This window comes from Bifidobacterium sp. FKU, from assembly GCF_026016385.1.
Taxonomy (GTDB): domain Bacteria; phylum Actinomycetota; class Actinomycetes; order Actinomycetales; family Bifidobacteriaceae; genus Bifidobacterium; species Bifidobacterium infantis.
On the sequence record NZ_CP092888.1, the window covers coordinates 2,412,297 to 2,433,107 of the forward strand.

Annotated in this window: 16 protein-coding genes and 3 pseudogenes; 3 read left to right on the top strand and 16 right to left on the bottom strand. The window is 60.5% G+C overall.

Annotation, left to right across the window (positions count from 1 at the left end; translation table 11 throughout):
- Nucleotides 1–34: 34 nt before the first annotated feature.
- Nucleotides 35–662 (bottom strand): annotated as a pseudogene (locus MMB48_RS10830) (glycerophosphodiester phosphodiesterase); the annotation flags it as partial.
- On the opposite strand from MMB48_RS10830, the pseudogene MMB48_RS10835 reads away from it, so the two are divergent.
- Nucleotides 659–793, top strand: a pseudogene (locus tag MMB48_RS10835) (23S rRNA (pseudouridine(1915)-N(3))-methyltransferase RlmH); the annotation flags it as partial. The pseudogenes MMB48_RS10830 and MMB48_RS10835 sit on opposite strands and share 4 nt — an antisense overlap.
- Nucleotides 794–899: 106 nt before the next feature.
- On the opposite strand, the gene MMB48_RS10840 reads toward MMB48_RS10835, so the two are convergent.
- The 6 genes from MMB48_RS10840 to clpB all read right to left on the bottom strand — a co-directional run bounded on the left by MMB48_RS10840 (nucleotide 900) and on the right by clpB (nucleotide 9,407).
- Nucleotides 900–2,279: an ABC transporter substrate-binding protein gene (locus MMB48_RS10840; RefSeq protein ID WP_032743956.1), complete on the bottom strand. Its 1,380-nt coding sequence runs from the start codon at nucleotides 2,277–2,279 to the stop codon at nucleotides 900–902.
- Nucleotides 2,280–2,463: 184 nt separating this feature from the next.
- Entirely contained in the window at nucleotides 2,464–3,351 is an 888-nt protein-coding gene (locus tag MMB48_RS10845) for a carbohydrate ABC transporter permease (protein ID WP_032743957.1), read from the bottom strand.
- Complete coding sequence (locus MMB48_RS10850; RefSeq protein ID WP_032743958.1) at nucleotides 3,348–4,304, bottom strand: carbohydrate ABC transporter permease; 957 nt, start codon at nucleotides 4,302–4,304, stop codon at nucleotides 3,348–3,350. The genes MMB48_RS10845 and MMB48_RS10850 overlap by 4 nt, the downstream gene beginning before the upstream one ends.
- Before the next feature lie 237 nt (nucleotides 4,305–4,541).
- Nucleotides 4,542–5,591 carry a glycerophosphodiester phosphodiesterase family protein gene (locus tag MMB48_RS10855; RefSeq protein ID WP_032743959.1) on the bottom strand — a complete coding sequence of 350 codons (1,050 nt, stop codon included), beginning with the start codon at nucleotides 5,589–5,591 and terminating at the stop codon, nucleotides 4,542–4,544.
- A 115-nt stretch (nucleotides 5,592–5,706) separates the two neighbouring features.
- Entirely contained in the window at nucleotides 5,707–6,738 is a 1,032-nt protein-coding gene (locus MMB48_RS10860) for a glutamyl-Q tRNA(Asp) synthetase (RefSeq protein ID WP_032743960.1), read from the bottom strand.
- Nucleotides 6,735–9,407, bottom strand: a complete 2,673-nt coding sequence (clpB, locus tag MMB48_RS10865; protein WP_032743961.1) for an ATP-dependent chaperone ClpB — start codon at nucleotides 9,405–9,407, stop codon at nucleotides 6,735–6,737. Before clpB ends, MMB48_RS10860 begins: the two co-directional genes overlap by 4 nt.
- A 416-nt stretch (nucleotides 9,408–9,823) precedes the next feature.
- On the opposite strand from clpB, the gene MMB48_RS10870 reads away from it, so the two are divergent.
- Both MMB48_RS10870 and MMB48_RS11760 read left to right on the top strand, forming a co-directional pair.
- The gene (locus MMB48_RS10870) at nucleotides 9,824–10,270 is read left to right on the top strand and encodes a GNAT family N-acetyltransferase (protein WP_032743962.1); all 447 of its coding nucleotides are present in this window, start codon (nucleotides 9,824–9,826) and stop codon (nucleotides 10,268–10,270) included.
- A gap of 17 nt (nucleotides 10,271–10,287) precedes the next feature.
- Nucleotides 10,288–10,392, top strand: a pseudogene (locus tag MMB48_RS11760) (MFS transporter); the annotation flags it as partial.
- Between the two features lie 147 nt (nucleotides 10,393–10,539).
- Here MMB48_RS11760 and MMB48_RS10875 read toward each other — a convergent pair.
- The 9 genes from MMB48_RS10875 to MMB48_RS10915 all read right to left on the bottom strand — a co-directional run bounded on the left by MMB48_RS10875 (nucleotide 10,540) and on the right by MMB48_RS10915 (nucleotide 20,587).
- Nucleotides 10,540–11,361: a fumarylacetoacetate hydrolase family protein gene (locus tag MMB48_RS10875; protein WP_032743965.1), complete on the bottom strand. Its 822-nt coding sequence runs from the start codon at nucleotides 11,359–11,361 to the stop codon at nucleotides 10,540–10,542.
- Nucleotides 11,362–11,463: 102 nt separating this feature from the next.
- Nucleotides 11,464–12,702 carry a DUF4854 domain-containing protein gene (locus tag MMB48_RS10880; protein ID WP_032743966.1) on the bottom strand — a complete coding sequence of 413 codons (1,239 nt, stop codon included), beginning with the start codon at nucleotides 12,700–12,702 and terminating at the stop codon, nucleotides 11,464–11,466.
- Between the two features lie 299 nt (nucleotides 12,703–13,001).
- Nucleotides 13,002–13,307 (bottom strand): hypothetical protein, encoded by a 306-nt coding sequence (locus tag MMB48_RS10885; protein WP_032743967.1) that lies wholly within the window; start codon nucleotides 13,305–13,307, stop codon nucleotides 13,002–13,004.
- Between the two features lie 202 nt (nucleotides 13,308–13,509).
- The gene (gene glf / locus MMB48_RS10890) at nucleotides 13,510–14,700 is read right to left on the bottom strand and encodes a UDP-galactopyranose mutase (protein ID WP_151497898.1); all 1,191 of its coding nucleotides are present in this window, start codon (nucleotides 14,698–14,700) and stop codon (nucleotides 13,510–13,512) included.
- Between the two features lie 116 nt (nucleotides 14,701–14,816).
- Nucleotides 14,817–16,103, bottom strand: coding sequence for a glycoside hydrolase 5 family protein (locus MMB48_RS10895; protein ID WP_032744265.1), 1,287 nt, complete (start codon nucleotides 16,101–16,103; stop codon nucleotides 14,817–14,819).
- A gap of 13 nt (nucleotides 16,104–16,116) precedes the next feature.
- The gene (locus MMB48_RS10900) at nucleotides 16,117–16,941 is read right to left on the bottom strand and encodes a carbohydrate ABC transporter permease (protein ID WP_032744262.1); all 825 of its coding nucleotides are present in this window, start codon (nucleotides 16,939–16,941) and stop codon (nucleotides 16,117–16,119) included.
- Entirely contained in the window at nucleotides 16,934–17,935 is a 1,002-nt protein-coding gene (locus MMB48_RS10905; RefSeq protein ID WP_032744261.1) for a carbohydrate ABC transporter permease, read from the bottom strand. Before MMB48_RS10905 ends, MMB48_RS10900 begins: the two co-directional genes overlap by 8 nt.
- Nucleotides 17,932–19,212: an ABC transporter substrate-binding protein gene (locus MMB48_RS10910; RefSeq protein WP_032744260.1), complete on the bottom strand. Its 1,281-nt coding sequence runs from the start codon at nucleotides 19,210–19,212 to the stop codon at nucleotides 17,932–17,934. The genes MMB48_RS10905 and MMB48_RS10910 overlap by 4 nt, the downstream gene beginning before the upstream one ends.
- Nucleotides 19,213–19,693: 481 nt before the next feature.
- Nucleotides 19,694–20,587, bottom strand: a complete 894-nt coding sequence (locus tag MMB48_RS10915) for a hypothetical protein (protein WP_032744258.1) — start codon at nucleotides 20,585–20,587, stop codon at nucleotides 19,694–19,696.
- Between the last annotated feature and the right edge of the window lie 224 nt (nucleotides 20,588–20,811).

A 20,811-nucleotide genomic window follows, 5' to 3' on the forward strand; every position in this document is an offset into this window, starting at 1 on the left:
CCGCCCCATGGGCACATCAATAACGCCCTCAACCTCACACTGCGTCGGGGCCGAACGCTTCGAAGATGTGGCGGTCGAAGTAGGGGGCGCACTGGGCGAGTTCATCGCTGCTGCGCACGGTCCATGAAACCGGCATCGCACCCATCGAACGAGCGAGCCTGACTTGCGGCGAAGCGCCACCGGTCCAGTCATAAGCCACGAAATCAGGACGAGACAGCCAGTCGAACGCCAGTAAGCCGGCGGCCCATTCAGCCGCACCATTCTTGCTCAGCTTCGCCGGCCAGCTCAGCTGACCGCGGCACACCTCAGGGTGATGCTCCTTGTACCAATTCACCGCGCCCGGGTGGAAGGATTCGATCACGTACGGGCCGTCATACGCCTCAAGCAAGGCGTGGCCCTTTTCCATGAGCTCTTCGCTACGCTCATCCCAAGCCCTGTTGTTGCTGAACTTGTATTCCACAATCAGCGGAGCCCGGCCGGCCACCACGTCCAGCACATCGGAGAACAGCGGCACATGCTGGTAGTGCCCCCTTCGGCGCGGCGGACGTCGTGACCGCCAGCGGCGGGTTCGCATCGGCGCCCGGCAAGGGCTCGGCCTTCAAGTCACCGGACTTGCCGTTCGGGAACAGCGGAATACGGGTCAGATCTTCGATGCGGCGCGGTGCTCAAACGCGCCGATTACAAGCTGAGCTTTTCGAAGATGACGTTCCCCCATCAGCTCATGCGCGTGATCCTGTTGGAGCAGATCTATCGCGCATACAAGATCAACGCTGGCGAGCCGTATCACAAGTAACAGCGCGCGCCCCGATCATGCGGGGCATGGCAAACGGCCCGCAGCTCCGAAAACCTCCGGGGCGGCGGGCCGTCGTCATTGTCGCGGCATAGGGACCGCGACCACATCACTTCTGGGACAGCGAGTTATTGTAATCGTCCAAATCCGTCTGCAACGCCTTGACCTGATCGCTCAAAGCCTTCTTGGGATCGGTGCCTTCGAAGATCTGTTCGACGGCCTTCTCCACGCCCTTGCGGGCCTGCGGCATCACACCTGCGGAGCACCCCTGGGTGGCGGGAGTGAGCTTGGTGTTCTGCAACTGCTTGACCGCCACATCGAACTGCGGGTACTGCTGACGCCACTGGGCGTCCGCCGGCTCCTCGAGCGCCTTCTTCGAGGTCGGGAAGTAACCGGTGCCGGTGTGCCATTCGGCCTGACGCTTCGGGTCGGAAAGGAACTTGACGAACTGCCAAGCCGCCTGCTGCTCCTCGTCGGAATGCTTCACGTTGGAAATCCACAGGGAGCCGCCGCCGATGATCGGGCCGGAGTTGTTCTTCTTGATCTTCGGGTAGTTCCCCACACCGACTTCGAAGCCCTTCTGCTTGGCGGCGTCCATCACACCGGCCAGATCGGCGGTGGATTCGATGGTGATGCCGATGTTGCCGGTTTCAAAGGCGTTGATGGCCGCCGTGGTATCGGAACCGGTGTTGCCGGAGACGCCGGAGTCGACCATATCCTTCCACCACTTCATGAACGTGACTGCGGCGTCGTTGTCGAAGTCGAACTTCGACACGCGATCCTTGCCACGGCCGTTGTCGGGACCGCAGTACTGCTCGCCACTGGCGGCGATCTCCTGCTCCAGGTACCAGCCGTAGACGGCGGCGTTGAAGCCGTACTGTGCGGGTCCGCCATTCTTCTCGGAAAGCTTCTCGGCGGCGGCCTTCACTTCATCCAGCGTTTCCGGTGCCTTGTTCGGGTCGAGCCCGGCCTTCTCGAACAACGTCTTGTTGTAGTACAGCACCGGCATGGAGGTGTTGAACGGCATCGAATACAGCTTGCCGTTCACGGTGTAGTACCCGGCCACGTTCGGCTGCAGATCGGAGGTGTCGTACTTGTCTTTATCGATGAAATTCTGCATCGGCGTGATGGTGCCGGAATCCATCATGAAGCGCGAACCAATGTCGTAGATCTGCATCAGCGTCGGCGTGGACTGCGACTGCACGGCCGACTTGTATTTGGTGATCGCTTCATCATACTTGCCTTGGTACAAGCCTTTGACGGTGATCTTGCCCTTGTTCTGCGCGTTGAACTCATTGATCATCTTGTCCAGCACCTGACCGTTCGTGCCGGACATGGAGTGCCAGAAGTTCACGGTCACGGAACCGTCGGACTCTTTGGGCGTAGGGACGTTGGCGTTCGAAGCGGTATCCGATCCGCATGCCGCCAAGGAAACCATGGAACCCACCGCCGCGATGATGGCGATGGCACGGGTGGCAATCTTGTTCATTCTTATTCGTTCTCCTCATAAGCCGCCCGCATGCCGGATACGACACGGCCGACGGACGGTGATTGGTGACAGTCGGCCAGCGAGCGCCGGCCGAGGGATGGTGATTGACGTCAACATTCAGCTCGGCCAATGGTCGGCGACGTCAATGGTTGGTTGTTGTCGGTATTGAGTTATGAATCACAAATCATTTGGTCGAACCAGCAGTCAGACCGCGCACGATCTGGCGCTGCCCGAACACGATGATGAACAGCGTGGGGATGACGGCCAGAACGGCGCCGGCCATTACCAGTCCCGGGTTGAAGGCATCGGGCGACTGCAGCTGCGTGATGCCGATCTGGATGGTCTGCATCTGCGGTGTCTCCGTGACCAGCAAGGGCCAGAAGAAGGCGTTCCAGTGAGTCAGGAAGGTGTAGATGGCCAGCGAGGCGATGGCCGGGCGGCTTAGCGGAAGCACTACGGACCATAGCAGACGCAGGTTCGAGGCGCCGTCGATGCGCGCGGCTTCCACCAGCTCCATCGGGAACTGGCGCATGAACGAATGCATCATGAACACGCCGAATCCACTGGCGAGGAACGGAAGCACCAGCGCGAGGAAGGTGTTGCGCAGCCCGAGCGAAGAGATGGTCAGATAGTTCGGGATGATCACGGATTCACCCGGAATCATCATCGTGGACAGGAACAGCACGAACCACACGCGACGGCCCTTGACTTTGAGGATCACCAGCGCATACGCCACCAAAGTGGAGGTGAGCACCTGCGCCACGGTGATCACCAGCGTGGCCCCCAGCGAGTTGACGTACTGGCGCATGAGCGGAATGATCTGCGCCGCGGTGGCGAGATTATTCCAGGTGATGCCATGCACCGGCCAGACGGCGGGCGGATAGCTGGCGATGTCCTCCTGCTTCATCAGCGAACCGGCGAACGAGTAGTACACCGGGAAGACCACGAGGAAGGCAAGAAACAACAGCATCAGCACGCCGAAGATTTTCGAGGCGATGTATTTGGCGCGGGAAAGGCTCAGCGAGCCGGTCGCGCCGCGCGACACGGTACCGGAGGGAACGGAAGCGGTCATTGGTTATCCACCTGCTTTCCAACAGTGAGGAACTGGATCAGGGTGATGACGGCGACCACCACGATCAGCACCAACGCCTCGGCCGAAGCGTAGCCGAAATTGGAGCTGTTGTTGGCGAAACCGTGCATGTAGATGTCGTACACCAGCGTGGTGGTGGAGGCGTTCGGGCCACCCTTGGTGAGCACATGAATCTGGCCGAAGCTTTCCAACGACTGGATGGTGTCGGTGATGATCAGGAAGAACAACTGCGGCATGATCAGCGGAATCATGATCGAGGTCTGCAGGCGTAGACCGGAAGCACCGTCCAGACGAGCCGCTTCGACGATTTCCTTCGGAACCGAACCAAGACCGGCAAGCAACACCAGCACGTTGTAGCCGATGTTCATCCACACCGTGGTCATGGCGATGGCCGGCATCGCGAATTTCGGGTCGGTGAGCCAACCCACCGGCTGCATGCCGATTTTCTGCAGTGCGGCGTTGAACAGGCCAGTGGCCGGATTGAAGAAGGCGGAGAAGATGATGGACGCGGCCGACACCGAGTAGGCGAACGGCAGCGCGAAAATCGTGCGGAACACACGATTGACGGTGGATTCCTTGTTCAGCATCAACGCAATGACCAGCGACAGCAGAATCGTGGGAATCACCGTGTATACGGCGAACATCAACGTATTGAGCATGATTTTGCCGAATTCGGGATCGCTGAACACGCGCTGGAAATTGCGCAGTCCCACGAACGTGCTCTGTCGGCCGAGAATGTCGGTGCCCGACATGGACAGCACGAACGTGCGAATCAGCGGATATACCACGAATACGAGGAACACGATGGCCGCGGGCGCAAGATACAGCGACGACGTCACGTCGCGCAGGGTGAATCGCGCCTTGGCACGGGAACCCGCGCCATATGACGGCGGGGATTGGCTAGGTTTTTGGATGTGTGCGACTGCCTGAGACATGCAAAGGCCCCTTCCGGTCGAAGACCGTTTATGCATTTTTCCTATGGACGGTTACCTCGTTCAGTGGTACCCCAGCAGTCGACGCCCCTGGATCGATATCACTGAGAATTCAATATGGCTTCATCGCCATTACGTCTGATATTCGCCTCGTTCACCGCCCCGTCACGGCATGCCAATAAACAGGCCGCCCACCACGACAAATGTGGTGGGCGGCCTGTCGGGAACCAGTAAAGCGGTTTACCGTTCGTCGGGCACGAACGCCTCGAAGATATGACGGTCGAAGTAAGCGTCGCATTGGGCGAGTTCGTCACGGCTGCGCACGGTCCACGACACGGCGGTCGCGCCCATCGCGCGCGCGAGCCTGACCTGCGGTGACGAGCCGCCGACCCAGTCGTAGGCCACGAAATCGGGGCGGGACATCCAGTCGAACACGAGCAGGCCGGCGGCCCATTCGGTCACACCGTCCTCCTTGATGGTGGCGGGCCAGCTCAACTGTCCGCGATTCACTTCGGGATGGTTGACCTTGTACCATTCCACGGCACGGGGGTTGAACGATTCAATCACGTACGGGCCTTCGTACTGGGCGAGCAGCGCGGCACCCTTGTCCATCAGTTCGTCGCAGCGCCCGTCCCAATGGGCGTTGTCGTCGAACTTGTATTCCACGATCAGCGGAACGCGGCCATTCACCACCGCAAGCACGTCGGAGAACAGCGGCACATGCTGGTAGTAGCCGTCCGGCGCGGCGGACGGCGTGGTGACCAGCGCCGGCACCTCCTCGGCGCCGGGCAATGGTTCGGCGACGGCATCGCCGGGCCGGGCCGTGGGGAACAACGGGATGCGCGTCAACTCGCCGTAGGTGAGGTCTTCGATGCGGCGCGGATCGCCGGCCACGCGCTTCAGGTCGGGGTCATGCACGACGACCACCTGACCGTCGAGTGTCAGCTGCAGATCGAGTTCTATGCCATACCCGGCCTCGCAGGCGGCGGCGAAGGAGGCCAGCGAATTCTCGGGGGCGATCGGGCCGGCCTCGTTGGCGGAACCGTAGCCGGCTTTCTCGGCCATGCGGCGGGCGAGCGCCACATAGTCGCCGGATTCGGCGGCGTACCGATGGGTCAGGCCGGAACCGGCGTCGTGCAGACCACGGTGGGCGTACCACGCATCGGGCACCGAAGGCACGAAGTTGCGGCGCTTGTCGTTGAACGAGCGCGGCGCAAGCGCCCAGGCCGCGGTGCCCGCGGCAACGGCGCCGCCGATGATCACATTTCTGAACAGTTTCGATGAAGACATACGTTCCTCCCGTGTCGGACCAATCATCCACGCTCAGCCTACCGCGGTCCGTCACCTCGGCACGCAACGTCACGCCGGCTGACGGCACGTTTTTGCGCGGCCCGGCGGCCCGCGCTCACAAGGCTTCGGCCAGCCATGCCGGCGTGTGCGGCGAGGCCGGATCCAGGATGCGATCGTCATGCGCGCCGCGCAGCGGCGTCCAGCTGAAATCGGCCAGCAGATCGGCGGGCGGACAGGCGATGGGATCGGGCCGTAGGCGAAGCAGCCACGCACAGTAGCCGATGATCTGCTCGGGGCGGACGCCGCGCGCCCGCAGGGCGCCCATGTCGAGCGACCGCTCTCGTTTGGCGAGGCGGCGTCCGGCCGCATTGTCGATCAGCGGCAGATGCGCGTATGCGGGGCACGCGGCGCAACGGCTTGCGGGCCGACCGGCGGCGCACGGGTCGATGCCGCCATGTTCCGGTTCAAAGCCGCCCTCCAGCAGGCACCTGCGAATCCGCATCTGCAATGCGGTGGAGCGCAGCAGGTCACGCCCGCGCACGATGTCGTCCACGCCCATGTCGAGATCATCGACCACCACGGCCAACTGGTATCCGAACAACCCATCGGCCCGGCGAATCACGCAATCGCCCACTTCCCGGGCCAGGTCGTATCGACGCGGCCCGTAGACGCCATCGGCGAAGGCGACGGCCTCCTCAGGCATGGCGATGCGGATGGAGTGACGGTCGCCGCGCGTCAGGCGGGCGCGCACCTGCTCGGGATGCTCGCGCAGCAGGCGGCGGCATGTGCCCGGATACACCGTGAAGCCGTCTCCCTCGTTGGGCGCCGACGCCGCGCGGATATCCGCGCGCGAACAGAAGCAGGGATACAGCACGCCTTGCGAGCGCAGGCATTCCAGCGCATACTCGTATCGTTCGGTGCGCTGGGACTGGAACATCGGCTCACCATCCCAGTCGAGCCCGAGCCAATGCAGGTCGTCCATCATGAGCCGGTCGGCGCCGGCGACCACGCGGGGCCCGTCCACGTCTTCGATGCGCATCATCATGCGTTCGCCACGGGAACGGGCCGAGAGCCATGCGCCCAGCATGGCGTATATGTTGCCGATGTGCATGCGTCCCGACGGCGTGGGGGCGAATCGTCCGGTCACCGGTCTTCCTGAATCCCGTCCACGCTCACGGACTGGTCGTCGCCGGACGGATCGTCGCCGCCCGAACGTGCGGTGAGCTCCAGATGCTCGCCGCCGGTCTGGTCGACGAGCACGGTGTCGCCGTCGTGGACCTTGCCGGCCAGCAGCATGCGGGCCAGCTGGTCGCCCACTTCGGTCTGCACCAGCCTGCGCAGCGGACGGGCGCCATACGCCGGATCATACCCGGTGTTCGACAGCCATTCGCGGGCCGCCGCGGTGACGTCCAGCGTGATACGCCGGTCGGTCAGGCGCTGAGCCACCCCGGCCACCTGAATGTCCACGATGCCGCCGAGCTCATCGCGGGTCAGCGGGTGGAACATGACGATGTCGTCCAGACGGTTCAGGAACTCCTGCTTGAAGCTCATGTGGACGGCGTCCATCACGGCCTTCTTCTTGGCGTCGGCGTCCATGTCGTCGTTCACGAGGAACTGCGAGCCGAGATTGGAGGTCATGATCAGAATCGTGTTCTTGAAGTCCACGGTCCTGCCCTGGCCATCGGTCAGGCGGCCGTCGTCGAGCACCTGCAGCAGCACGTCGAAGATCTCCGGGTTGGCTTTCTCGACCTCGTCGAACAACACCACGGAGTACGGGCGGCGGCGCACGGCTTCGGTCAGCTGGCCGCCCTGCTCGTAGCCCACGTAGCCCGGAGCCGCACCGATCAGGCGCGAGACTGAAGCCTTCTCCATGTATTCGGACATGTCGATGCGGACCATGGCCTTCTCGTCGTCGAGCAGGAAGTCGGCGAGCGCCTTGGCCAGTTCGGTCTTGCCCACGCCGGTGGGGCCGAGGAACAGGAACGAGCCGGTCGGACGGTTCGGGTCGGAGATGCCGGCGCGAGAACGGCGCACCGCGTCGGATACGGCGGCGATGGCTTCCTTCTGTCCGATCACACGCTTGCCGAGGTAATCCTCCATGTGGAGCAGCTTCTCGTTTTCGCCCTGCATCAGGCGTCCGACGGGGATGCCGGTCCAGTCGGAGACGATGCCGGCCACTGAATCGGCGTCCACGCGGTCCGGGACCATCGGTTCGGCGCTCGGCTGCCCGGCGCCGGAGTCTTGGGTTTCGGCGTCGGCGTTCTCCGCTGCGGCAAGTTCCTTTTGGATGGATGGGATCTCGCCGTAGAGAATCTTCGAGGCTTCCGCGAGGTTGCCTTCACGGGTGTACTTATCCGCCTGCACACGCAGGTCATCGAGCTTGGCACGCAGGTCGCCGACCTTGTTGTGGCCGGCCTGTTCCGCATCCCAACGCGCCTTGAGACCGCTGAGCTTCTCGCGGGTGTCCGCGAGTTCGGCCTGCAGCTTGCCCAGACGCTCCTTGGACGCGGGGTCCTCGGCTTTCCTGAGCTGCATCTCCTCCATTTCGAGACGGGTCACCCTGCGTTGCAGTTCGTCGATCTCCTCGGGCGAGGAGTCGAGTTCCATGCGCAGGTGGGCGGCGGCTTCGTCGACCAGGTCGATGGCCTTGTCCGGCAGTTGACGGCCTGAGATGTACCGGTTCGAGAGGGTCGCGGCGGCAACCAGCGCGTCGTCGCCGATCGTCACCTTGTGGTGCGCCTCGTAACGCTGTTTGAGGCCACGCAGGATGGCGATGGTGTCCTCCACGCTTGGCTCGCCCACGAACACCTGCTGGAAACGGCGTTCCAATGCCGGATCCTTCTCGATGTTCTCGCGGTATTCGTCCAGCGTGGTCGCGCCGATCAGGCGCAGTTCGCCGCGGGCCAGCATGGGCTTCAGCATATTGCCGGCGTCCATCGAGCCCTCGGCCGCGCCGGCGCCGACGATGGTGTGGATCTCGTCGATGAAGGTGATGATCTGGCCGTCCGCGTTCTTGATCTCGTTCAGGACGCTCTTCAGGCGCTCTTCGAATTCGCCGCGGTACTTCGAGCCGGCCACCATGGAGCCCAGGTCGAGGGAGATGAGCTTCTTGCCTTGCAGCGTGGTGGGCACGTCGCCCGCCACGATGCGCTGGGCCAGGCCTTCGACGACGGCAGTTTTGCCCACGCCCGGCTCGCCGATCAGCACCGGATTGTTCTTGGTACGACGGGAGAGGATCTGAATCACGCGGCGGATCTCCTGGTCGCGGCCGATGACCGGGTCCAGCTTGCCTTCCTTGGCGGCGGCCGTCAGGTCGGTGGAGTACTTCTCCAGGGCCTTGTATGAGCCTTCCGCGTCCGGGCTGGTGACTTTCGCGCCGCCACGCACACCGGGCACGGCCTTGCGCAGGGAGGCGGCGGTGACGCCGTTCTTCTCCAGGATTTCGGCCGACTGGTTCGGCTTGCTGGCCGCGATGCCGATGAGCAGATGTTCGGTGGAGACGTATTCGTCGCCCATCTGCTGCATTTCCTTCTCGGCCTGGGCGATGGCGGCGGTCAGCTGACGACTGGCCTGCGGCTGTGATGTGCTGGAACCGGATGCGCTTGGCAGGGCGACCAAGGCGTTGCGCACCGCCGCGCCGATGGCCTGCGGGTCTCCGCCCGCGGCTTCGATCAGCGAACGCACCACGCCGTTCTCCTGGCGCAGCAGCGCGTCCATGACGTGCAGGGTTTCGACCTGCGCGTTTCCCGCGGCGGACGCACTCTGGATGGCGTCGCCGACGGCCTCCTGGGCCATGGTGGTGAACTTCTGTTCCATATCGTATTCCTCCATATCATGCGGTCCGCGCAGTGCGGCTCGCAGGCTTCGAAAGTCCTGCGAGCGTTGCGGCAGACCGCAACTTGTCGTTGTCTGATATGGTCAACCGACCTGGAACCCATTCTATTCCCAAAACTTGAGTGCATGTGACTCAAGTTTTCATGTTTCGCAATATCCCACCCCCCTCTTCCACAAGATCAGACGAATCTTTGCCACATTGCCCAGTGAAGAATCCATAGAAGCATTCCTGCGGTAGAGCGGAATACTGCTGGTTGTCTTATGAACCTGGAATGAAGTTGCCAGTCAGTTATACTACCTGTCTGGATTTGTTGGAACCGAGGAAAAGGATGGAGATGAACTGATTGCTACTCTGAAACCGTAAGAACAGATTCGGAATCCGTAAAGGAGATATTAAGATGCGTATCAGAAAAGCAGCAGTAGATGATTTATCAAGAATCGCTGAGATATATGTATTCAATAACAGGATAAACTTCTTCCCCATATTCAAAGATGAAAGCTTTTCTTTTGGGGAGTTACAAGTTGTTTCATTGATAGATAGTTACTTCAAAAAAGACGAAATCATCAATAACATATATGTATCCGATGATGGACTGATAAAAGGTTTCATTCAAATGAACAGAACAGAAATCTGTAAACTATATGTAGATACGTCTTTCCAAAGTGAGGGGATCGGCAATGAACTGATCGAATTCGCAATTAAAGAGCTCCATGCGAATAATCTATGGGCATTAGAGAAGAATTTTAGGGCAATTTCTTTCTACCAGAAGCATGGCTTTCATTTGACAGGTCAGAAGAAGTTTGAAGAAGACACCACCGAATATCTTGTTAAGTTAGAAAGGTGATACCGATAAGGCCCGAAATCCTCACCATGACTGACACTGTGGAGTATGGTCAGTTGAAAACCGGCAAGCGCAACGAGGCAGTCATCCTCTCCGTCAGGCCCATGCCTGACAAAATCGCGGGCGTTCCACGCCCACAAGCCGCACCCCGATCACCGGTCCGGGAAACCCGGATTCGATTAATCGCGGGTGCGGCTTTTTCGTACGCGTAAAATCGCGTGCGGCAGCGGCGTGGATCGGACGGCACGCCCCACATGATGCAGGTGCCAAACTCACGCACGCACCACAACGTTGCGCAGATCGCCTATGCCCTCGACGTGCACGATGGTCTCGTCGCCTGGGTCGAGGTGGCCGGAGGCGTTCGGGGTGCCGGTCATGATGACGTCACCAGGCAGCAGCGTGGAGAACGACGAAATCGCGGCAATCTGCTCGGGGATGCCGTGAATCAGGTTCGCGGTGGTGCCAGACGCCATCGGCACATCCTCGCCGTTCAGCGTGAAGGAAATCTTGGCGTCCCTCCAGTCGAGGTCGTCGCGCATCACAATCCACGGGCCAAGCGGGCAGGAGGTATCGAAGCCCTTGGCGCGAGTCCACGTGGGGTCGATGCCCTGCAGATCGCGCAACGTCACGTCGTTCACGCAGGTGAAGCCGAGCACGTAATCCATCGCGTTCTCGACGGTCACGTTCTTGGCGATGCGTCCCATCACCACGGCCACTTCCGGCTCGAAGTTCATGTCCTTGGAGCAGACCGGGTACACGATCGGATCGTCGGGGCCGATCACCGAGGTGGACGGCTTGGTGAAGATCACCATGTCCTCCGGCGCGTGGGCGATCTCGGACCGTCCGGCCTCGTGCATGAACTGGGCGTGCGCCTCATAGTTCTTGGCCAGGCCGTAGACCTTGGAGGGGATGACCGGGGAGAGCAGGCGGATGCCGTCGCCGTCGACCGGGTAACGAGTGCCGGTGGGCTTGACCTGGTCGCCGGCCAGCGGGTGGCCGTCCAGTTCGATGAGGTAGTCCTTGCCGTCCGTTTCGTCCTTCTGCACGAAGGCGTAGCGCGGCGAATCATTCAAAGAAAAACGTGCGAGTCTCATGGTGCCAAGCCTACTCCTTGGCGGTTCCTTCCGCAGAAGCATCCGTCCAAGGAGCAAGCAGACCGGCCTTCAATCGACCAAAACGCACGTTCGCTGGGATTGCTACTTTTCGGTCCAGGTTTTGTCGTACAGCGACTGGCCGCTTTGCGTGTGCATGATGACGCGCAACGATGCCTTGCCGCTGGAGGCCTTGCACATCGAGCCCAGCAGATTCGCGGTGGATTGATAGGTGCTGTCCATAGCATCCAGTGAGGAAGCGAAGGTATCGCCTAGCGAGGCGTAGCTGTCGTCGAGCACGTACTCGTACACCAAGGTGTCACCGTCGACACGGTAGTTGAAGGTGATGCCGGTGTCTGCAAACGTATCCGCTTTGGATTCAATAGAGTCCTTGAATTCCGAAGAGTCGACGAAATCCTGAATCGAATCGTACAGCCCATAATCACCGTCGGCTAAATCGTCATGGGTTTCGCCCAACGTATCGTCCAGCGCATCGTCAAGATTATCTTGAGCTTTGCTCTTATCGCTGCTATCACCGTTGCCCGAAGAGGACTGACTATAGGAGGAATCGGTTTTCGCCTCATCTATAGCCTTGATGGCATACGAGGCACCGCCGACAATCAGCGCGATGACCAGTATTACCTGTATCACCATGCCCGCCGCACTGATGATGATGCCGGCGATGGCCAAGCCCTTTCCCTTGCCGCCCTGTTTCTTAATCTGGTCGAGGCCCACGATGCTCAGGATCAGACCGAGGAGTGAGACAAGGAACGAGCAGATAAAACCGGCAATAGCCAGGCCGTTGTACTTCCGGTTCGCTTCAGGCGGCACACTGCCGTAAGAACCAGACCATCCCGGCTGGCCGTTCGGTTGGCCGCCTTGCATATACGGGTTATAGGGCGTTTGCGGAGGCACGGCCCCGCCGCCCGGATATACCGGAGCACTACCGCTGCCATAGACCGGAGGAACCGATCCGCTTGCCGGAGCCGCCCCCGGATAGGGCGAATTGGGTGCTGCCGGTGCGGGCGCAGGCGCAGGTGCTGCCGGTGCGGGCGCAGGCGCAGCGGCAGGAGTCACTGGTGGCAAAGCCTGCGTAGGCGGTACCGGCTTATTGGCCTGCGCAAAAGGCTGGGTGGGCTGCTCGGCAGGTGTAAACGCCTGCGTAGGCTGCCTAGCAGGAGTGAACGCTTGAGTGGGCTGTTCGCCCGCTGCGATTGCTTGGGTTGGAGCATTGTTGGCGGCGGTTCCCGTTTCCGCTGTCATCGCATTTAACGGCTCAGTCGGATTGGCGTCAGCTTGCTGCCCTGGCACCTGGCCGTTCGGATTGACATTCGGATCAGTCATGACATGCACTCCTTCAACTGCATCGCACCCTACTTGCGAGATGCGCCCCTCGTCTTACGCGCCACATTGTGCGTTACAGACAACTGTACTCCTCGTGGCGAGCCTTAAGTACCCCAGGAAATTTGTCCCCGTCATCGACGCGACGTGGCACTTTACCAATTCAGTCAAATAATTTGCGAATTCCCGCACGATATCATATTCGCGCCCAAACATCAGCAATCCAGCAATAGTTGGATGCAACTGATTATCTTTGGTAGAACGAGCGAGCGCCTGTAGACGCACGAGAAAATCGTCGTCATTCAAATTACGCCATGGATGGTTTGGCCGAATCCGCTGAAAATAAGAACGGTACGAGACAATCGTGCCTGAATCCAATGCAGCACTACCCAAATCTTCCACGATACGAAGATCCTGAGGAGTGTCACTGCCATCGCGAAACATTGCTTTGACTTCATCCCGGTCGCAATGGTAGTCACCCATAGACTGTCTGGTAATTTGTCTTTGGCCTTTTTCGCCTCAATACAATTATCTTCTCGAAGTAGCCTCACATCCGACTCGGAAAGGCCGGCAAAAGAAATCAACTCAATAACGTCAGAATTCGCCACTGTATACGCCTTTCCGCCAGTTTACCGCCACTTTATACGCCTTTCCGCCAGTTTTTCATTCTGGGGAAGCCGAGCCATGTTCGAGCAGCGCCACCCCCCCCACTTGCAACGTTAAAAACACAGAAGCCCGAAACCGGCTATTGCCTCAGCAATATTCAGTCGGTTTCAGGCTCAATCGTTAATCCTCTGGCGAAACGCTGGTCTACTTCTTCAGCAGCGGGGCGACCTGCTCCTCGTAGGCGGTCAGGGCGGTGTCGATCACCTGGTGCATGTCGTAGTACTTGTACGTGCCGAGTCGCCCGCCGAACACGGTCTTCGGCTCGGCCGCGGCCTTGGCCTCGTACCGCGCGTACAGGGCCTTGTCCGCATCGGTGTTGATCGGATAATACGGCTCGTCGCCACGCTCGGCAAAACGGCTGTACTCCTCCCACACCACCGTCTTGTCCGGATTCTGCCGCTCGCGACGCTCCGGATTGAAGTTCTTGAACTCGATAGCACGAGTGTACGGCACGTCCGCGTCCGAGAAATTCATCACCGGGCAACCGAAATGGTCGCCCTCATCGTAACGGACCTCCTTGAAGTCCACCGTCCTCCACTTCAAGTCGCCAAGCTCGTAACCGAAGTAACGGTCCACCGGACCCGTGTACACCACCGGCACGCCCGCGGCCCGCAGGGCCTTCCTGTTGTACGGCTGGGATTCGTCGAAGAAATCCACGCCCAGCGAAACCGTGATGCGCGGATCGTCGATCATGCGCTCCATCCACTTCGTGTAGCCGTCCGCGGGCAGACCCTCCCACGTGTCCTTGAAATAGCGGTTGTCGTAGTTGAAGCGCACCGGCAGACGCTTGACGATCGACGCGGGCAGCTCGGCAGGATCGGTCTGCCACTGCTTGCCCGTGTAGTTCTTGATGAACGCCTCGTACAGGGGACGTCCGATGAGCTGGATGCCCTTGTCGTTGAGGTTCTGCGGATCGGTGCCGGCCAGCTCGCCCGCCTGCTCGGCGATAAGCTTCTGCGCCTCGGCCGGCGTGTAACGCGCGTGGAAGAACTGGTTGATGGTGCCCAGGTTGATCGGCAGCGGATAGACCTCGCCGTCATGCGTGGCATACACGCGATGCACGTAGTCGGTGAACGAGGTGAAACGATTCACGTAATCCCACACACGCTTGTTGGACGTGTGGAACAGGTGCGCCCCGTACTTGTGGATCTCCGCGCCGGTCTCCTCATCCATATACGAGTAGGCGTTGCCGCCGATGTGGTCGCGCACGTCGATGATATGCACACGGGCACCCGCATGCTCCACCGCCTGCTGCGCCACCGTCAGACCAAACAACCCAGCACCCACAACAACCAAATCAGGATACTTCACGGAATCAGTACGCGCGTCTGCCATGCCTCGCGTTCCTTTCAATACGAAACTTCTAAATACGATGTTCGGATTACCACCATACTATCGCCACGGCCATGACGGTACTCGCCGGAGCCGCCGACGTGCGGCGGCCACGGCGCTCACCGCGCATCCAGCTCCGCGAAGGATGAGTCGGAGACGGCGGTGTAGTATTTCGCCCCATGCGGCTCATCGTCGGTTTCAAGCCGCGTGACGCCGAGCCGCCGCAGCGCTTCGCCGTCACGGGCGGTCGCCGAGGTGACGAGCGTGGGCCGGGCGCCTTCGGCATGCAGCCGCATCCACCGTTCGAAGATCGAGCCGCCCGGGCCGCAGGCGCCACGGTTGAGCGGGTTGCCGTTCTCATCGACTTCGATGACGACGGCGGCGTCATTGCCTCCGGCTGCGGGCTTGTCCCGATACTCCTGCGCCATCTCGGCGAAGGCGCGGCCGATTGGTTTGATGTTGCCGTGTTCGTCGAAGAGGCCGAGAGCGTGCTCGAAGGGCGGGAAATCACTCATGCGCGAGTCCACGTCATGCGAGCACCACCATGTGACGCCCCACAGATTCGGGCATTGCGCCGCCTTGGCGATGGTGTCGCGGCAGAATTCCGGGGTCTGCTCGGCTTCGAGCACGTTCTGCGGGGCGCCGACCTCCTGCAGCCATACGGGCCTGTCGGGGTTCCGGGCGAAGGCTCGGGAAAGCTCGGCCAAGTAGAGCGCATGCGCGGTGCATTCCTCGCTCATTGCGCCATAGCCTTGCGCGGTGCCGTTGAACACCCACGAGTGGATCGTGGTCATGTCGCCCAGGTTCGCGGCCTGCATCGGCGTGAACGGATGATGGTCGAGATACCATACGCCGTCGTTTTCGCTGTGCAACGCCACGTGCTTCCTGCGGTCGACGACGGCCAGCAGATCGGCCAGCCAGGCGTCGATGCGCCGGGATGAGGTCGCCATTTTGGCGGGATGCGGACGGTCGGAGAACTGATTGAGTTCGTTGCCCAGGGTGAGCCCCCGGAACGCCGGCTCCTGGGCCAGCTCCCCGTACAGTTCGGCGACGAGCGTTTTCTCCGCCTTGACGGCATCGGCATCCTCGAACATGTTGCCGCGATGCCAGGTGACCAGCCATGACGGCAGGAAGTCGAAGCTGGACAGATGCCCTTGGAACACGTCCACATAGGCGTCCATCCCCTGCTCGCCGGCGATGTGCACCATGCGGCGTACATCGGCGATGGCCTTGCGATTGATCCATGTGCGGTTGGGTTGCAGGTAGGGCCACACCGGGAAGACGCGCACATGGTCCATGCCCAGGTTCCTGATGCGGCGCATGTCTTCCTCGACGCTCGGCCAGTTGGGGTCGAGCCAGAAGTGGAACCAGCCGTGGGATGGGGTGTAGTTGACGCCGAATCTCATGCGCATCATCCTTTCATCCTTTGATGCCACCGGACTCCACGCCCTTGAAGAAGTAGCGCTGGAAGACCAGGAAGAAGATCACGATCGGCACGAGCGCGATGACCGTGCCCGCGGCGATCAGGCGCGGATCGGAGACGAACTGGTTCTTGAGCCGGTTCAGTCCCACGGTCAGCGTGTACACCTTGTCATCGGACAGGATGATCAACGGCCACAGGAAGTCGTTCCATGCGCCGACGAAGGCGAAGATCGTCACGACGGTCATCGTCCCCTTGACTTGGGGAACGCAGATGTTCCAGAATCGTTGCCACACGTTGGCGCCATCCACCTTGGCGGATTCCTCGAGCTCGTTGGGGATGCCGGCGAAGGCGTTCATCATGAGCAGCACGTTCATCGCGCCGCACAGGCCGGGCAGCGCCGCGCCGATCAGCGTGTTCTGCAGACCCATGTTCTTGACGATGATGAACTGGGAAATCAGCAGGGTTTCGCCGGGGATCAACATGGCGCTGAAGATCAACAGCACGACCAGACGCTTGCCTTTGAAGGTCAGGCGCGAGAGCGCGTAACCGGCGCAGGTGGACCCCACGACGTTGCCGCATACGGCGATGGCGGCCACGATCAGCGAGTTCTTGAAATAGCTCAGGACGGGAATGCGGTTGAACGCCTCGACGAAGTTGCTCCACGTCGGATCCCGGGGAAACACGTAGGGCGGGACGGCGTAGATGTCGTCTCCCTTGCCTTTGAAGGCCAGGGTGAGCTGCCAGAACAACGGGCCGATCAGCACGAGGAAGAACAGGGTCAGCAACGCATACTGCGCGACTTTGTTCGATGTCTTACGCATCCTTGCTCATCTTCCTTTCGATGAGGAACTCGATGGCGATCAGGCTGCCGACGATCAGGAAGATCAGCATGCTGACCGCTCCGGCATAGCCGTATTTGGCATTGAGTCCGGTGCCGTAGTTCTTGACCAGCATGGTCATCGTGACGTCTTGGCCGCCCACGCCGCCGGTTCCGCCGGTAAGCACGTATATTTCGTTGAACACGCGGAAGGCCGCGGCGCTGGACAACAGCATGATGAGCACCATGGTGGAGCGCACGCCCGGCACGGTGACGTGCAGGAAGCGGCGGACCACGCCGGCGCCGTCGATCTCGGCGGCCTCATAGAGACCGGGGTCGATGTTGGCCAGCGCGGCCAGGTAGATGATCATGTAGTAGCCCAAGCCGGTCCAGATGGTGATCATCATCGCGCTGAACAGCAATAGCCAGCGATCGGTGAGGAACGGGATATAGTCCTTGATTGCGTTGACGGACTTCAGCGCGGCATTGACCACTCCCTTCGGGGCCAGGATATTGGTCCACACCAACCCGACGATGACCGTGGAAACGACCACGGGCAGGTAGAAGGAGGCCCGGAAGAACGAGAGGATCTTGGAATTGCCCGAGACCAGGGAGGCCAGAATCAGCGGCAGGATGACCATGAAGGGCACCACGCAGACCACGTAGAGCGACGAGTTGAGCAGGCCGGTGTGCACGGCCGGATCGGCCAGCATCTTGCGGTATTGCTCCAGTCCGACGAACGAGCCGGGACGGGCGAAGGTGGCGTCGGTGAACGACAGGCGCACCGTGTTGATGAACGGCGCGATGACGAACACCAGGGCCACGGCGAGCGCGGGCAGCACGAACAGCCATGCGGCGAAGCCCGTGCCTTCGTGGATGCGGTGCCCCTCATCCACGACGTCCACGCCGGCATGGCGGCGAGAACCGCCGCGCGCGGCGGCTTTGGAGGAGCTGCCGCGCGCGGAGGTCGTGGATCCGGTTGGAGTGGATTCACTCATGAGTTCAAGTCCTCATTGGCGATCTTGACGACCTTGTCGAGGGCTTCCTGGGCGGACTGCTTGCCCTGGATGGCGAGGGCGATCTGTTCGCGCAGGCTGTTCTTCGCGTTCTCGGAGAACGGGGCCGGGGAGGCGAACCAGTCATCGTCGAGCACGGCCTTGGAGGCGAGTTTGACGGCCTGATCCTGCATGGAGTCGCCGGTCGGGGAGAATGCCGGGTCTTCGACGGCCCCCTTGGCGGACGGGAAGGTGTGCGAGGACTTGCAGAACTTGGTCTGGTTCTCCTTGTTCGTCACGAACTCGGCGAACTTCAGGGCCTCTTCCTTGTTCTTGGCGTTCTTGGAGACGACGAGGGTCTCCATGGCGACGTTCATCTTGCCGCCTTCGCCGAGCAGACGCTCGGTGATGCCGAGATTCTTGTAGAGTTCCTTGGCGTTCTCCTCGAAGTCGGAGACCGAGTAGGCCGAACCCGCCAGCGAGGCGACCGACCCTTGCTTGAAGGCGTCGCCTTCGCCGGTCCACAGGTTGTTGAGCGCATCGGCGGACAGGGACTTCTCGTTGTACATGTCGATGTAATGCTGGACCAGCTCAACGCCCTTGGCGTCGTTGAAGGTGAATGCGGTCTGGTCGCCGTTCATGAGTTTGGCGCCGTACTGGCCGAGCGATTCGATCGTCGGGGTGGAAGCCACCATCGTGGTGCCGGCGCAGTTCTTGCCGAGCGTGGAGGCTGCGGCGAAGAACTCGTCCATGTTCTGCGGCAAGGCGTCGATGCCGCACTGGGTCAGGACCTTCTTGTTGTAGTACTGCACACCGGAGTTGAGGTACCACGGGAAGGCGTAGGCGCCTTTCTCGATGTTCTCGCCTTTGAAGGTCACGGCATCCCATGACGACTTGGTGAACTGTTTGGCGGCGTCGGGCGCCTCCGTGCTCAGGTTCATCAGCACCCCCGCTTTGGCGAGGCTGTAGGCGCCATTGGGGCTCATGTCCACGATGTCGGGCAGGGTGCCGGCTGCGGCGTCGGCGTTGATCTTGTCGGTGTATCCGTCGGCGGGCTGATCGATCCACTTGATCTTGACGTCCGGGTTCTCCTTCTCGAACGCGGCGATAAGGTCGTTGAAATACGGCGTGTAGGTATCGTTCTTCAGGTTCCAGGTCTGGAAGGAGACTTCTTTCTTACCGTCCGCCGTTGTCCCTCCGCCCGACGAACCGCAGGCGGAGACGCTTACCAGCGCCGCTACGGCGCAGGTGATGCCGAGAATTTTCTTAGTGACGTGCATGGGTTCTTCCTTTCCTTGATGAGACTCGTCCGATGCGCCGAGCTTCATTGATCGGGGCGTTTGGCCGGTGCCCCACGGCTTGGCACCCACCAGCTGTTGTTCGTCGTTGAACCGGTGGGTAACTAAACCGCTTTAGTATCATCTTACACCACACCGCCCAAGCATCGAGACATCCTGCGGAAACAGCGGAAAATCCCGGACGCGCCACCCCTCTTCGGCGTGTCGCCCTCCCCCACCCAAGAAGCATCCCTCATCGGCGCGGCATCGGTGCCGGGACAACAAAAAGCTAACGAACCGTGCGACCGTGAAGCAAATACCCTCCCCCGGCATGGCCGACGGTCGGCAGCGACCACAGTCGCAGACCCGCATCCAGGCAAGAAGGCATTCGTCGTCTGCGCGTATGGCGCGTTGAGCCTGATGCCATGACAAAGAGGGGCGCGATAGCGCTTACAACGCCATCACACCCCTCAAGGAAGTTGCATCATCTAGCGTACCAATGCGGCACCTTGTTCCCGGCACGGTACTCGCAAATTATGGGCGTCCCATCGGCATCCGTTCTTTGCTGGCCGACTTCGCTCTTCTTGCAGTATTGTCCACGAATGTTGTGTCCTCCGGCGTTTCCGCCGGCGCCCGAATCGGTATTACCGACATATCGACCGGTCACGGAATCAAACGTTGCATACGAGTTCCATTCAGGCACCCATGCGCTTCCATGTGCCATTGCGCCCGTATTCTGATCGAAATAGTAGTAGGCGCCATCCTGATAATGCAGCCCCTTCACCATTTTCCCGGTCACTCGATCATAGCGGACCCACTTCCCTCCGTTTGAACGGACATAGGTATCACCGTGATACATGGCACCCGTGGATGCATCAAACAAATACCAGCCCGTGTGATCGCCATCGTAATTCACGAAGGTCTCGCCATGCGCCATCCTGCCGGTCGACCAGTCGTAATACACCCATTTTCCTCCATTGGAATTGATGTACTTCATACCTTTCGCCATCGCGCCAGTCGTCTGATCGAAGTAGTACCAGCCGCCATACCGGTAATCCTCACCTTTGATCATATGGCCGTCGCCGTCATATCTGACCCACTTGTCCTCAGAAGAGAGATAGACATCCTTATCGTGAGCCATGGTTCCATCAGCATCAAACCAGTACCACGCATCACTATTCGGGTCATACACTTCCTTCGACCGCGCCATGGTACCGGAATCAAACCAGTAGCGTTCGCCATTCTGGTACATCCAGCCCGTATAGCCGGACTGCGATGCCGTCGCTAGTTCTTCCGCATCGGCTGCGGCAATGGGGACGGCAAACAATATGAAAGCCATAACTGCCGCGATAATCCCGCGAACGGTTTTCTTCGTCATGATAACCGCGATTTTCCTTTCATCGAATACACTGCGTACACGTTTGCAAGAGCACAGGCGCAACTCCCATGCCGCTCTACACTTACCGCGATATCCTACCAGCGTCGGTCTTCGTTTTCTTCTATCCAGAAGCGCCGAAAATCATAGGGGGTGCATAATTCACATGAAAAAGCACAGAAGAGCTACTCCCCACAAGAGACACAAGCATGGCTCATTGCCTTAGA

What these genes read in the sequence shown, in the direction of transcription:
- MMB48_RS10840 (WP_032743956.1), bottom strand. Translation starts at nt 2,279, where the DNA reads ATGAACAAGATTGCCACCCGTGCCATCGCCATCATCGCGGCGGTGGGT.
- MMB48_RS10845 (WP_032743957.1), bottom strand. Translation starts at nt 3,351, where the DNA reads ATGACCGCTTCCGTTCCCTCCGGTACCGTGTCGCGCGGCGCGACCGGC.
- MMB48_RS10850 (WP_032743958.1), bottom strand. Translation starts at nt 4,304, where the DNA reads ATGTCTCAGGCAGTCGCACACATCCAAAAACCTAGCCAATCCCCGCCG.
- MMB48_RS10855 (WP_032743959.1), bottom strand. Translation starts at nt 5,591, where the DNA reads ATGTCTTCATCGAAACTGTTCAGAAATGTGATCATCGGCGGCGCCGTT.
- clpB (WP_032743961.1), bottom strand. Translation starts at nt 9,407, where the DNA reads ATGGAACAGAAGTTCACCACCATGGCCCAGGAGGCCGTCGGCGACGCC.
- MMB48_RS10870 (WP_032743962.1), top strand. Translation starts at nt 9,824, where the DNA reads ATGCGTATCAGAAAAGCAGCAGTAGATGATTTATCAAGAATCGCTGAG.
- MMB48_RS10875 (WP_032743965.1), bottom strand. Translation starts at nt 11,361, where the DNA reads ATGAGACTCGCACGTTTTTCTTTGAATGATTCGCCGCGCTACGCCTTC.
- MMB48_RS10880 (WP_032743966.1), bottom strand. Translation starts at nt 12,702, where the DNA reads ATGACTGATCCGAATGTCAATCCGAACGGCCAGGTGCCAGGGCAGCAA.
- glf (WP_151497898.1), bottom strand. Translation starts at nt 14,700, where the DNA reads ATGGCAGACGCGCGTACTGATTCCGTGAAGTATCCTGATTTGGTTGTT.
- MMB48_RS10895 (WP_032744265.1), bottom strand. Translation starts at nt 16,103, where the DNA reads ATGAGATTCGGCGTCAACTACACCCCATCCCACGGCTGGTTCCACTTC.
- MMB48_RS10900 (WP_032744262.1), bottom strand. Translation starts at nt 16,941, where the DNA reads ATGCGTAAGACATCGAACAAAGTCGCGCAGTATGCGTTGCTGACCCTG.
- MMB48_RS10905 (WP_032744261.1), bottom strand. Translation starts at nt 17,935, where the DNA reads ATGAGTGAATCCACTCCAACCGGATCCACGACCTCCGCGCGCGGCAGC.
- MMB48_RS10910 (WP_032744260.1), bottom strand. Translation starts at nt 19,212, where the DNA reads ATGCACGTCACTAAGAAAATTCTCGGCATCACCTGCGCCGTAGCGGCG.
- MMB48_RS10915 (WP_032744258.1), bottom strand. Translation starts at nt 20,587, where the DNA reads ATGACGAAGAAAACCGTTCGCGGGATTATCGCGGCAGTTATGGCTTTC.